Source organism: Anaerostipes hominis (ex Lee et al. 2021) (assembly GCF_002270485.1).
Taxonomy (GTDB): Bacteria; Bacillota; Clostridia; order Lachnospirales; family Lachnospiraceae; genus Anaerostipes; species Anaerostipes hominis.
The window spans coordinates 1-12,572 of record NZ_NQOG01000021.1 but is presented as its reverse complement, the minus strand read 5'-3'; the positions used below and the strand labels follow the sequence as shown (position 1 = coordinate 12,572).

The 12,572-nt window shown below is 43.4% G+C and carries 15 protein-coding genes and 2 tRNA genes; 16 read left to right on the top strand and 1 reads right to left on the bottom strand.

What is annotated here, in order from left to right; all coding sequences use genetic code 11:
• Window positions 1-112: 112 nt before the first annotated feature.
• The 9 genes from CI597_RS18015 (at window position 113) to CI597_RS14490 (ending at window position 8,003) form a co-directional block, all read left to right on the top strand.
• On the top strand, window positions 113-259 hold the full coding sequence (locus CI597_RS18015) for a hypothetical protein (protein ID WP_155854036.1): 147 nt from the start codon (window positions 113-115) through the stop codon (window positions 257-259).
• Window positions 260-268: 9 nt separating this feature from the next.
• A complete protein-coding gene (locus CI597_RS14525; protein ID WP_095142997.1) occupies window positions 269-754 on the top strand; it encodes a hypothetical protein in 486 nt (161 codons plus the stop codon).
• 262 nt (window positions 755-1,016) lie between these two features.
• A complete protein-coding gene (locus tag CI597_RS18750; protein ID WP_235824649.1) occupies window positions 1,017-1,421 on the top strand; it encodes a CPBP family intramembrane glutamic endopeptidase in 405 nt (134 codons plus the stop codon).
• Window positions 1,418-1,747 (top strand): hypothetical protein, encoded by a 330-nt coding sequence (locus tag CI597_RS14515; protein ID WP_235824648.1) that lies wholly within the window; start codon window positions 1,418-1,420, stop codon window positions 1,745-1,747. Before CI597_RS18750 ends, CI597_RS14515 begins: the two co-directional genes overlap by 4 nt.
• A 12-nt stretch (window positions 1,748-1,759) precedes the next feature.
• On the top strand, window positions 1,760-2,113 hold the full coding sequence (locus tag CI597_RS14510) for a hypothetical protein (protein ID WP_024728649.1): 354 nt from the start codon (window positions 1,760-1,762) through the stop codon (window positions 2,111-2,113).
• Window positions 2,114-2,129: 16 nt separating this feature from the next.
• Window positions 2,130-2,306, top strand: coding sequence for a hypothetical protein (locus CI597_RS18195; RefSeq protein ID WP_186992513.1), 177 nt, complete (start codon window positions 2,130-2,132; stop codon window positions 2,304-2,306).
• Window positions 2,307-2,338: 32 nt separating this feature from the next.
• Entirely contained in the window at window positions 2,339-2,716 is a 378-nt protein-coding gene (locus CI597_RS14505; protein ID WP_024728648.1) for a hypothetical protein, read from the top strand.
• 14 nt (window positions 2,717-2,730) lie between these two features.
• Window positions 2,731-6,867, top strand: a complete 4,137-nt coding sequence (locus CI597_RS14500; protein WP_024728647.1) for an InlB B-repeat-containing protein — start codon at window positions 2,731-2,733, stop codon at window positions 6,865-6,867.
• 605 nt (window positions 6,868-7,472) lie between these two features.
• Window positions 7,473-8,003 (top strand): HAD domain-containing protein, encoded by a 531-nt coding sequence (locus CI597_RS14490; protein ID WP_024728645.1) that lies wholly within the window; start codon window positions 7,473-7,475, stop codon window positions 8,001-8,003.
• On the opposite strand, the gene CI597_RS14485 is transcribed toward CI597_RS14490, so the two are convergent.
• Complete coding sequence (locus CI597_RS14485) at window positions 8,000-8,608, bottom strand: ATP-binding protein (RefSeq protein ID WP_024728644.1); 609 nt, start codon at window positions 8,606-8,608, stop codon at window positions 8,000-8,002. The genes CI597_RS14490 and CI597_RS14485 overlap by 4 nt on opposite strands.
• A 94-nt stretch (window positions 8,609-8,702) precedes the next feature.
• On the opposite strand from CI597_RS14485, the gene CI597_RS14480 reads away from it, so the two are divergent.
• The 7 genes from CI597_RS14480 to CI597_RS14450 all read left to right on the top strand — a co-directional run bounded on the left by CI597_RS14480 (window position 8,703) and on the right by CI597_RS14450 (window position 12,399).
• The gene (locus CI597_RS14480) at window positions 8,703-9,374 is read left to right on the top strand and encodes a Crp/Fnr family transcriptional regulator (protein ID WP_024728643.1); all 672 of its coding nucleotides are present in this window, start codon (window positions 8,703-8,705) and stop codon (window positions 9,372-9,374) included.
• Window positions 9,361-9,852 carry an HD domain-containing protein gene (locus CI597_RS14475; protein ID WP_024728642.1) on the top strand — a complete coding sequence of 164 codons (492 nt, stop codon included), beginning with the start codon at window positions 9,361-9,363 and terminating at the stop codon, window positions 9,850-9,852. Before CI597_RS14480 ends, CI597_RS14475 begins: the two co-directional genes overlap by 14 nt.
• A 73-nt stretch (window positions 9,853-9,925) precedes the next feature.
• Window positions 9,926-9,998, top strand: a tRNA-Phe gene (locus CI597_RS14470).
• Window positions 9,999-10,030: 32 nt separating this feature from the next.
• A tRNA-Gly gene (locus CI597_RS14465) sits at window positions 10,031-10,101 on the top strand.
• Window positions 10,102-10,218: 117 nt separating this feature from the next.
• Complete coding sequence (locus tag CI597_RS14460) at window positions 10,219-10,704, top strand: GNAT family N-acetyltransferase (protein ID WP_024728641.1); 486 nt, start codon at window positions 10,219-10,221, stop codon at window positions 10,702-10,704.
• A gap of 48 nt (window positions 10,705-10,752) precedes the next feature.
• Window positions 10,753-11,907, top strand: a complete 1,155-nt coding sequence (locus CI597_RS14455; RefSeq protein ID WP_024728640.1) for an NAD(P)-dependent malic enzyme — start codon at window positions 10,753-10,755, stop codon at window positions 11,905-11,907.
• A gap of 66 nt (window positions 11,908-11,973) precedes the next feature.
• Complete coding sequence (locus CI597_RS14450; RefSeq protein ID WP_024728639.1) at window positions 11,974-12,399, top strand: MarR family winged helix-turn-helix transcriptional regulator; 426 nt, start codon at window positions 11,974-11,976, stop codon at window positions 12,397-12,399.
• The last annotated feature ends 173 nt before the right edge of the window (window positions 12,400-12,572 follow it).

The following is a 12,572-nucleotide window of genomic DNA, read 5'->3' as shown; positions in this document are numbered from 1 at the left end:
GGATTTTTTTGAGGAACTGGGAGCGGTTTTATTTTTGCTGCTTACAGGCATCGGTATCTGTGCAGTTTACATTCGTTTTGTTCAGCTGATAAGCTGAAAGGAGGTGACACCTATGAAGACAATCATTGACGAATATGGCAGCATAATTGTGTGTGTGATCGCAGGAACCGCTGTTCTTGCATTTCTGGGGGTATTATTATCTGCTGCCGCCCGGTTTGGAACAGCCTTTTTTGACTCTATCAGCTGTGTATTGTGTTAGGAGGATGAGGTGAAGCAGATCATTGAAAATTACGGAAGGATCATTGTATTGATAGCAGCAGCTTTTGGAGCAGTTTTCCTTATACGAAATACAGTCTATTCACAGCTGAAAGCAAACGGCGTTATACAAGATACCAATCATATCTCATCCAATGAATTTTTTCAAAAGCAGGGCAGACCGGAGTTATCGGGTGTTCGTGGGGAAGACGGTACGGCAAGAAGACTCATTATTAGAAAAGAAGAGCAGTTGAATCCGAGAAAGCTTGTAAAGGCAGAGGATAAAAAAGACGGTGACCTGACGGAAAAGATCAAGATTTTTGTTGTCACGAATGAGGGAGGAAAAGAGGTGAGGTCTTTGTTTGAGTCAGAATATTTAGATACGAGCCATGATAAGGAATTTATTCTTTTATATACGGTTAAAAACTCCATCGGGCTGGTTTCGGAAGGAAGAATTAAGATACTGGTAAAGAATTATGGAGAAAATCACAGTGAATGAGGATGTAAAACGATTCCTTATTTATTTCACGCTTTATAGGATCTGCGGACAGCTGTGCAGTTTGATCGGAATTCCTGGCCTGTATCCAAATCTGATTAGCGGCCTGTGTCTGATCCTTCTTTGCAGACCCTTTTTGACAAGTAATCAAGGGAAAAGGTTCAGAATCCGCAGCGGACTGATTCTATTTACGATTTCTTTCTTTTTTCTCACACAATACATTTCTATTTATCTTACTGAAAATTTCCATAACAGCAAATTTATAATGGATCAGAGGGCCGAGATAAGCCCGCTCTTAGTAAACGCAGCTGCGGCAGGAATCATTGGACCGGCAGCCGAGGAACTTTTATTCCGCAGATTTCTGTTCGAAGGATTAAAACCGATGGGGAAAGTAAAGTCGTCTCTGATTTCCAGTGTCATTTTCGGGCTGTGCCACAGACATGTGATCCAGGGTATCTACGCAGCATTGTGGGGGAACGTCTTTTGTTTCGTATATGAGAAGCATCACAGCTTAAAAGCACCTTTTTCAGTTCATATGATCAGCAATCTGCTGTCCTTTTCACCGATCCTTTGGATCAGTCTGAATCATTTTTGTCTTACCGTCTGTATTACTTTTATTTCCGCATGGACCGTCTGCCTGACGATAAAGAAGAAAGGGGAATGTTTATGAAGATGCCTGTCGAATTAGTCATCAGTGTGATTCTGCTCTGCCTGGGTGCCTTTATTATGGCTTCATATAATGGAGCGGCTTTGGAAGAGGCCGGAGCGAGAGCCGTTCATGAGGAAATGATAGGCAGAATTGAGGCCAGCGGCTTTGATTCTTTGATCATTAAAGAGTGTGAAAAAGAGGCGTCTGAAAAGGGATACAGTCTTTCTGTAAAAAATGACGGCTTTTATGATGAAAAGCCAAAGTATAAAGTAGTGCTGGCTTATCATCTGAGGATAAAACTGCTGGGAATTGCCAGCTGGCAGGAGATTGAAGGGTATGCATTATGAGGAGGATAGAAAATGAGGCTGGCCGTAGAGACATTTGTATGCTGCTTTATTATAGCCGCAGGAATGTTTTTAAATGTCGTTTATTGTGTCAATACGAAGGTGGTCTCCAACGCAAAGCAATACCAGTCGGCCGCAGTCCATAAGATGGATGCGGCGGGTTTTTCAAAAGCAGTGGTTGAGCAATGCCGGAAGGAGGCAAAGGAGGACGGGTATGTTTCTTTGGATGTATCCAGGGAACAGGCCGACGAGAACAGGGCACGCTCTTTTGTAACATTGAAGTATAAATTATATGTACCTCTGCTGCGGATAGAAAAGGTTTGTCAGATCAGAAGCTATGCAAACAGTGTAACAGAGGATGAAGAATGACTGAAAGGAGTTACTTATGAAAAGTTTTTTAGAAGATTACGGATTAATTATTGTAGCAGTGATTGTAGTGCTGGCCTTATGTGTTTTTGCCAAAGGTACTTTTGTGACCCAGTTTCAAAAAGCGCTGACGGATACCATTTCAACATTTTTTGAAAAGTCAGGTGCGAACAGCTCATTTATATTTCTGGGATGACGCAGTGAGGGATAAAGCAGAGGAGGAATTTTATGAAAGGGGCAGTCACAGGAATTATTTTACTTGTCATCTTAATCTACTCTGTGTTTATAACACAAAATATTTCAGGACTCGCATCCAGAAAAACAGAACTTACGATGGATGTCTCCAATGCGGTTGAACAGACTTTGGACAATATGAAGGAGGAACAGTACGAATCCAGAGAGCAGATGGCAGAGGCATTTGTCCGGGATTTAAAGACACAGATTACGTCAGATGCCGATATAGAAGTGGAAATTATCGGAGCCGACCATATCCACGGACTGCTGGATGTCAGTGTCCGTGAGACTTTCCTTACTTCAGACGGAAAGAAAAAAACAATAGAGGTCAGAAAAACAGCAGTGCTGGAACAGTTTCAGGAAGAAGCATAAGGAGGCATGTCAGAATGAAAAAATGGGGGAAAAGAATTATTTCCGGTGTGATCGTAGCAAGTCTGCTGACGGCGGCTGCGATATCGGGATCAGAACAGGGCACAGCCACAGTGTCTTCAGTTGTTCAGGCCGGCACAGAGATGAGTTTTATGGGGAAACTGCTTGAAGGTGGATACATCGATGTATTCACCTCCTGGTCTCAAGAAGAACAGAATAAATTTTATGACAGGTTAAGTCCTAAGGAAAAGTCTGTGTTTTTGGAAGTGACAAACTGTCAGATCATCAGAGAACTTATAAAAAGTGAACGGACAAAAGAGGAGTTAGAAAGATTATTTGACCGGCTGGAGCCTTATTTTCTGATGCTGAAAAAGGGGAGTCAGGAGAAACCGGATGAAGAGATTGTTATTGAGTGTATAAATCAGATTGAGGGAAAAGATTATGAATCTTTAGAACAATATTTAAAGCAGCTGGTATCGGAGAAACATGGTTATTATCTGGATTTTTACACTGCTCTGAAACGGGTGAAGGACGGGAAATCAGAAATACAGAGTGCAGTGAATGATTTATATAAAAACCTTGGCTTTCTCAAGGAAGACAAAGTTCCTGCTAAACCAGACAAAGTATCTCCGCTGCCTGTTCAGGTACAGAAAAAAGCAGCGAAAGCTGTTTCAGATGGATATTCTAACTTTAAAGCCGTGAGTTCTCTCAAAGCTTTAAAGGACGCAGTGGCTTCCGTAGAGAAAGGCGAGAAAATAGCAGTCCGTGTGGATAAGGGCTTTAATGTGACATCAGCGATCAGGACGAACGGTCGGCATGTGAAGATTTATGCAGATGGTGAGAGCGCACGTAATCTCAACAGGGCTGTGGGATATAAAGATGCCATGTTAGAAGTAAACGGAGGGTCACTCACATTAGGAGCCTATGACGGAGATGGAAGAGCAAAAAATAATCTGTACATTAACGGGAAAAACGTTGCTGCGTCAGCTCCCATGATAGAAGTTATATCAGGACAGCTGTATCTAAATAAATACAGCCGTATCATAGACGGATATTTTTTGGCAGACTTTGCAGGAGGGGCAGGAATTGCCATGAATTCCGGTACATCCTGTTATATGTTCGGAGGGAAGATTGACAGCTGCCGGGCAAAGAGCAGCAAAGACGTGTCTTCCAGTTCGCCGAAATCTTCCCATGGAGGCGGTGTCTTGGTCGGCAATGGTGCTTCTTTTTACATGTTTGCAGGGTCGATAGAACACTGCCAGGCGATTCATGGCGGAGGCATTATGAATTATGGAACCCTGAGGCTGTATGGAGGTACAGTTTCAGACTGTGCGGCGTCCAACAAAAAGAAGGATGCTCTCGGAGGGGCAGTTAAAGTGCAGGGAGCGATCGAAACAGATGGAAAAGTAAACTCTACGAAAGGTGATCTCGGCGTCTGGAAATATACGAGATCCGGTACATGGGCTGTGAATGGAAAGGATGGATATCAGCAGAAATCCACCACAGGCGTGGTATTAAAAAATAATCAGGCGGATGCAGGCGGAGCCGTATGTTTAAACAACGGTTCAAACGGAGCCATACAGGACTGCAATATTTATGGAAATCACAGCAACGGAAACGGGGCAGGCATCTGTCTGTCAAACGGCAGTTACAAAAAGGGGGCGGCTCTGGAAATAAAGGCAGGAGCAGTAATCCATGGAAATGAAAGCAAAGGCTATGGAGGCGGGATTTACTGTGCAGATTCTGTGAAGGGCTCCCTGAGAGGTGGAAGCATGTATGATAACTCGGCAGTATATGGCGCGGGTGTCTACCATGAGGCAGAATTCCGCATGACCGGAGGAACTGTAAGAAATAATCATTCTGGCAATTCTGGGGGCGGGATCTATGCAAAGGGAAAACTTTCTATGACAGGCGGAGAGATTTCTTCCAATACTGCCGCCACATATGGGGGAGGAGCCATCTTGAAAAATGCAGGAGGCTCTTTGAGCGGAGGAAGTATAAAAAACAATACTGCATCTGTAAACGGTGGAGGACTTCAGATAGACGGAGCAGTCTCATTTTCAAATGTATCGGTTAGTTCCAACAGCGCTTCCGGGAAGGGCGGCGGTATCTCGGTAAGTTCTGCCGGCACGTGCAGTTTTAGCAGCGGCAATGTCAGCGGAAACACCTCAAAGGCAGGCGGAGGGGGTATTTACATTGACGGCACCTGCAAGGCAAACGGAAGCAATTTTACAGGAAATCAATCTTATGGAGACGGGGGAGCTGTTTATATAGCCAGCGGTACTTTTACAACGTTTCAGGCTAATCAGGCAGTGAACATCCAGGGAAACAGTGCATCGGGAAATGGATCAGGCATTTATAACAGGAATACTGCGATCCTGAACAACAACGCCCATATCTTAAACAATCAGTGCAAAAATGGTACACAACGGAGTATCTTTCATGAAGGAAGCCTGTTTTCAATAGAGGGACATACGGAGATACAACAGGAAATTTATCTCGCAAAGGATCGGTTTATTACGGTCTCCAATCGATACTTTTCCAACAGCAATTCACTGACTGCCAGAATTTCTCTTGATGCTGCCAATATACGAAATGGCTATGCGGCAGTAAAAGGAAACATATCTAATTCTGCGGACAGTAATTATAAAACAGGAGATGCATTGCTGAACAATCAGTCTGTGAATGGAAGATTTATGTATGCAGGCAGTGGATATGTCATGAGACCGGGAAATTTAAAAAAATCATCTTCCGGCTGTGTTCCATACAGCATTGTTCTGAGTCAGGCATATCAGATTCGCTATGATAAAAATTCAAAAGAGGAGGTCATGAACATGCCCACGGCAGCAGTTAAGTATTGGGAGGAGGACATAAGGCTGTCGGCTTTGACACCTTCCGGTGGATCGGGCGTGTTTGTTGCATGGAATACGAATGCAGATGGAACAGGAGACGGGTATCAGCCGGGGAATGTTTATACAGCAAATGCGGATGCGACGCTTTTTGCACTGTGGCCCCATTACAGGGTGGAGTATCTGCCGGGGATTCAGGGTGCCGCTGGTACGACGGACAGCCAGGAACAAAACAAATCTGAAAATATACTGTTGAGGAAAAACGGTTTCCGGTCATCAGAAGGGAAGTTTATAGGATGGAAACAAGATATCAGCAGTGCCCGTAAGAGAAGAGAATTGGAACCTGTTGGATATAAAGAATTAAAAGAAGAGCGGGAAAGGGGGAAATCAGATCATATCTTGGCATTTGCAAAAAGCTATAAGAAAGTAAATGCATCTGTGAATTTAGATAATAAAAATAGCTTATTGAATGCTGAGGATATATTTTTTATGGAAGGCCAGTGGGACAGTAAGCCAGACATTATTTTGCATGATAAAAAGACTTTTTTAGAGAATGAAAAAATAAGAAAGAATGATTTATTAAAAGCTGTAAAGGGTTGTTATGATGATGAAGACGGAGATTTGACGGAAAAAGTACAGATTATAAAATTAGATTATGGAACAAGTATGGAAGGATACCGGCCGGAACCCCAAAACTTTTCTGGAGGAATGAATGATACAGATGTAATGGACACTTATTTTATGAAGCTTGAAAAAGATGAGACCGTAGAAGTCAAAGTTATTTTTCAAGTTGAGGACAGTGTTGGAAATGTGGCAGAAAAAGAAGGTACGGTATATGTAACTTATAACAATCCTCCCAAATTACATTCACAGAATCTTGCATTTTATCAGAAAGATTTGGATAACAATCCACAAACTGTTCTTAAAGAAATACTTGAAAACTATCAGGTAGAAGACTTAGAGGATGACAAAAGCGGCCTGAAAGTACCTGTATCTGTTGTCGATCCGATACCGATGCAAATTGAAAAGTTAAATTCCGTAGGTGAGCATAAAATTGTTTATCAGGCAATAGATTCTTTGGGGAAGAAAACAAAACTTGATTCGACAGTATACATCGCCGAGAACAATCCTTTTAAAGACTCATATAAATATAATGTAAGATTTATAAATAAGAAATATTTGTATACGTTGAAAGAGTCGAGTAAATGGAAGAAAGACGGGAAATTAAACGCTCAGCTCACAAGCCAGCTGGAAAAAACAAGGGAAGATGCTGTGTTAAAATATGAATTTAAAATCAAGAAATAAATAGACAGGGGATAGCGAAAGTTATTCCCTGCAATTCTCAAATTAGTACATAGAATTTTTTTACTTATTTTGCCATGATATATTTATGAGAGAGAAGATACTAAAAACTATATCATATTAACCAGGTGGAGATGTTATGATAAAATTATATTAGTATCTTGTTTATTTGTAATAGTGATTTTTAGTAATTAGAAGCGGAATGACAATTCATGGGGAAACTAGTTACGCCGAAACCATCGGTGAGCCAGAAAGGAAGTCATTGGAAAAGGGAGTTATACAGGAAAGATTAAGCGGTATTTTGTGATAGTTCCAAAGAAAGCACAAATCAGGAAGATAAAAGCCGGGAAAAAGCAGGCAAAAGTCTATGTCAGAAAAAGTCCCGGGAAGCCAAGCGGTTATCAGATCTGCTGGTCAGCGGGCAAAAAGTTCTCTAAGTCGAAGTCGGTATCTGCTGCCAGAACAGCCATTTTGGAAGTTACAGCCCGAGAAAAAGGGTGAGAGCAAAATAAAACGGGTGTTATCCCAGAATTGCCAGGGAAAACGGATGAAAGTACTGCCCTGTCTTGGTATAATGGAATATATATCAGTTATATAAAGAGAAAGGGATGGAGCATATGAGAGCCTTTGATAAATGGCGGTTTAGGATAAAACCCCAAAAAATCATTTTTTTAGATATCGACGGTGTGCTGAATTCTATGGAACTGTTTGATAAATTGGAAGAAAGTAACATCGAGCCGTTCATGGGCATTGATGTGGATGAAGATAATTTAGAACAACTAAGATATATAGTGGAGAAGACGGGGGCGCAGATTGTACTGTCGTCAAGCTGGCGCCATGCGTGGCATGAGAAAGGGCCGTTGATCAGGGTGGGGAGAGCATTAGATCAGGCCATGGCTTCCTATGGCATGAAGATTATATCAAAAACAAAACATCTCCATAAGGGAAACCGCTCACTGGAAGTAAAAGACTGGATGCGTGGGAAACGCATCCGGTCTTTCGTGATCCTTGATGATACGGATTATGATTGGGAAGAGAACAGCCTGGGAGAGCACTGGGTCCGCACAAGCTTTATGGAAGGCGGGCTTACAAGAGAACTGGCCCAAAAGGCAGTGTATATTTTAAATCAGAGTTCCTAATCCAGGATAATCCCTTCTGTAGAAATGGTAATGACATTGAGCGGAATGGATTTTTTACTCTGTTCCAGGGCAGTGCGCACGGCATATTCCAGCCCTCCGCAGCAGGGGACTTCCATCCGGGTTACGGTGACGCTCTTTAAATTGTTTTGACGAATGATTTCTGTCAGCTTTTCCGAGTAGTTCACAGGGTCCAGTTTTGGACATCCAACTAAGGTGACTTTCTCTTTCATAAACTGTTCGTGGAAGTTTCCGTGTGCGAATGCCGTACAGTCGGCGGCAACCAAAAGGTGGGCGTTGTCAAAGTACGGGGCGTTCACAGGCACCAGTTGGATCTGAACCGGCCATTGGCGCAACGCACTCTTGTTATTTTTTCTTTGGTTTTTAAGGACTGCTTCTTTGTCATAGTCCGGCGCTTCCCTGTCTTCAAAGGAGATCGCACCGGTCGGACACATTGGAAGGCAGTTGCCGAGGCCGTCGCAGTAATCATCCCGAATCAGTTTTGCTTTTCCGTCGATCATCTGAATGGCTCCTTCATGACAGGCAGAAGCGCAGAGACCGCATCCATTGCACTTTTCCTCATCTATTTTTATTATTTGTCGTATCATTCTTATTTCCTCCTTGAGTTTGTAATCCCATCATACTATAATGAGCACAAGTTGTCTGTTGATAAATCAACACATTTATAGGAGATGTGAAAAAATGGAGCAAATTTTATACCGCAGTCCCCTGTTCCGCGGAATTAAAAAGAAGGATTTAGAAGGGATGCTGGGCTGCCTGTCGGCCAGAAAAGAAACGTATGCTTCCAGGGATGCCATCTGTCTGAATGGAGACAGGATGGAAGAAGTGGGGATCGTAGTGGACGGGGAAGTCCGGATCGTCAGAGATGATTTTGAGGGAAGAAGAGCGATTCTTGCCCATATCGGGCCGGGCGAAGTGTTCGGGGAGACCTATGGCTGTCTTCCGGATGCAGAGCTGCCTGTATCGGTTGAATGTGTCAGAGATTGTACGGTGTTGTTCTTAAACTACCATAAGGTACTGACGACCTGCAATGCCAGCTGTGCATTCCACCAGCGGCTGATTGAAAATATGGTTGTTCTTCTGGCTGAAAAGAATGTCCGTTTGAATCAAAAGCTGGAATGTCTTGAAAAGAGGACTACAAGGGAGAAGATTCTTGCATATATAAATCAGGAACAGGATAAGCAGAAAACGTCCCGGATCAAGCTTCCTTTTTCTAAAAAAGATATGGCCGATTATCTGTGTGTGGACAGGAGCGGAATGATGGTGGAACTGAGGAAACTCCAGACGGAAGGTGTTTTGTCTGTTGAGAAAAATATAATTGCGATTGGAGAGAGACAGAATGAAGATCAGTGACGTAATGACAAAGATGATAGAGTATTATCAGGGAGATTCCAAAAGAGTCCAGCACTTTATGAAAGTGTATGCCTATGCAAAAGCTATCGGGGAGCAGGAGGAACTGGAACCGGAACTGCAGGAGATCTTGGAGATTGCTGCGGTGACTCATGATATTGGAATTAAAAAAAGTGAGGAGAAATACAATAGCAGTTCAGGAAAATACCAGGAGATAGAAGGACCGGACGAAGCCAGAAAGCTTCTGGGTGAGTTCGGTCTGAAAAATGAAACCATGGACAGAATCTGTTATCTGATCGGGCATCATCATACTTACAGCCGGATTGACGGCATAGATTATCAGATCCTTGTGGAAGCCGACTTCCTTGTGAATCTGGAGGAGGATAAGAGCGGAATGAAAGCCGCGCATAATGTGAAGAAAAAAATATTTGTTACCAAAACGGGGATTCATTATCTGGAAAATCTATTTTTTGAAAGATGACAAAAAATCTAAAAAAGTTCTTGATTTGGGCTTTTTGATATGGTAAAGTATAGAAGTCGCAGGAATGAGACATGCCCAGATAGCTCAGTCGGTAGAGCAGAGGACTGAAAATCCTCGTGTCGCTGGTTCGATTCCGGCTCTGGGCATTACAGAGAATTGAAAAGACTCTGTCATATATGCGGGTGTAGTTCAATGGTAGAACTCCAGCCTTCCAAGCTGATCACGTGGGTTCGATTCCCATCACCCGCTTAGCAAGCCGTTTTAGAGATATCTCTAAGATGGCTTTTTTCTTTCTTCCGCGGCAGATTATACCGGGCCTGTAAAAGATGCGGGATCAAAAGAGCGAGGAAAAGGAGAGGATCGTTCATGGAACTTACGGTGAGACAGTTTAAAAAAGAAGATTTAGAAGAGATGACAGCGATATGGAATCAGGTGGTAGAAGAGGCCAATGCGTTTCCACAGGAAGATTTTTTTTCTTTAAAGGAAGCAGAAGATTTTTTTGCAGGGCAGTCTTACACTGGGGTGGCTGAATCAGACGGAAAGATTCTTGGCCTTTATATACTGCATCCAAATAATGTGGGCAGATGCGGACATTTATCCAATGCGTCCTATGCAGTCAGCAAGGATGCAAGAGGCCGGCATATCGGAGAGCAGTTGGTTTTGGACTGTATGGAAAGAGCCAGAGAGCTGGGATACAAAGTCCTGCAGTTTAATGCGGTGGTAGCGTCCAATCAGGGTGCGCTGAGACTTTATGACAGACTTGGATTTCAGCGGCTCGGGACAGTGCCCGGAGGCTACCGTTTGTCAGACGGCAGATACGAAGACATTATTTTATTTTACATCACACTGTAATATAATAAAGAAAACTATAGATGAAAGAGATTCATAAAGGAGAAGGTCATGGATTACAATGAATTGGCGCTGAAGATGCACGAAGAAAACAGAGGAAAAGTGGCAGTAAGGTCAAAAGTGACGGTTGAGACGAGAGAAGATCTGAGTACGGCTTATACCCCCGGAGTGGCAGAACCTTGCCGAAAAATCAGGGACTGCAAAGAGGATGTGTACCGTTACACTGCAAAAGGAAATTTGGTAGCTGTAGTTTCTGATGGAACTGCTGTGCTCGGTCTTGGTGATATCGGACCGGAGGCGGCTATGCCGGTTATGGAAGGAAAGGCTATTTTATTTAAAGAGTTTGCCGATATAGACGCATTTCCGGTCTGTCTGGATACGAAAGATACGGAAGAGATCATAAAGACAGTAAAATATCTGGCGCCTACATTCGGAGGGATCAATCTGGAAGATATCTCTGCGCCGAGATGTTTTGAAATAGAACGCCGGCTGAAAGAGGAACTGGATATACCGGTATTCCATGACGATCAGCACGGAACAGCCATCGTCGTGGCAGCAGGGATGATCAATGCGCTGAAATTTGTGGGAAAGAAGCTGGAAGATGCAAAGGTAGTTATCAACGGAGCAGGGTCTGCCGGGATTTCTATCTGTAAGCTTCTGCTTCAGTTCGGAGTAAAAGACGCGGTGCTTGTAGACCAGAAAGGTGCCCTGTGTCCGGGGGAAGAGTGGATGAACGATGCACAGAAAGAAATGGCGGAAAAAACAAATAAGGACAGGCAGACAGGAGAACTTCGTGAGATCATGAAGGGAAAAGATGTGTTTATCGGCGTTTCTGCACCGAATATTGTCACATCAGAAATGGTCGCTTCCATGGCAAAGGACCCGGTAGTATTTGCTATGGCGAATCCGGTGCCTGAAATCATGCCGGATGAGGCGAAAAAAGGCGGGGCAAAGGTGGTAGCTACCGGCCGTTCCGATTTTCCGAATCAGATCAATAACGTGCTGGTGTTCCCTGGAATCTTCCGCGGGGCTTTGGATGCCAGAGCTTCTCAGATTACAGAAGAAATGAAGATGGCGGCGGCCCGGGCTATCGCGGGAATTATAACAGAAGAGGAGCTCAGCGAGGATTATATTATTCCCGGGGTGTTCGATAAGCGGGTATGCAGTGCGGTTGCGGATGCGGTAAAGGCAGAAAGCAGAAAATAAATTAATGGTTGTAATTTTTGACGAAGTCTTGTAAAATATGTAGTGCACTACATATGGAGGCGGATTATGAACCAGGATAGGGAAATCGGAGCCAGATTTAAGCATATCCACGATAAGTTTACTCAGCATATGAATCAGAAACTGCGCTGTCTGAATGTGACTTATTCCCAGATGGAACTGCTTTTATATCTGGCGGAACATCAGAACCGGAAGATAACCCAGAAAGATATCGGAGAATTCATGAGAGTGAAACATTCCACGGTCATCGGTATTTTAAGGCGTCTGGAGACGAAAGGATTTTTGTACTGTGTTGTGGATGAAGAGAATAAGAGATGCCGCAATGTTATTCTTACACAGAAAGGGCTGGATTTAAAAAGTGAGATGGAAGCCCATTTAAGAGAAGAAGAAATGCGCATCAGAAAAGCATTGTCTGATGAAGAGTCACAAAGACTCTGTGAATTGCTCGGCAAAGTACTCGAAAGCCTGGAATGAAGATATAAAACAGCAGATGAAAGTGCCCTGCGGCGCTTTCATTTTTATTATGGGTCGTGACCCTGTTGAGCACGCAAAGCGTGCGAAATAGAAACCACCCGCTATGCGGGTGCGCGGTGATAGTTATACAAAAAAATCACCTTTCCGTTATAATGAGGTTGTTCAAGCCAATA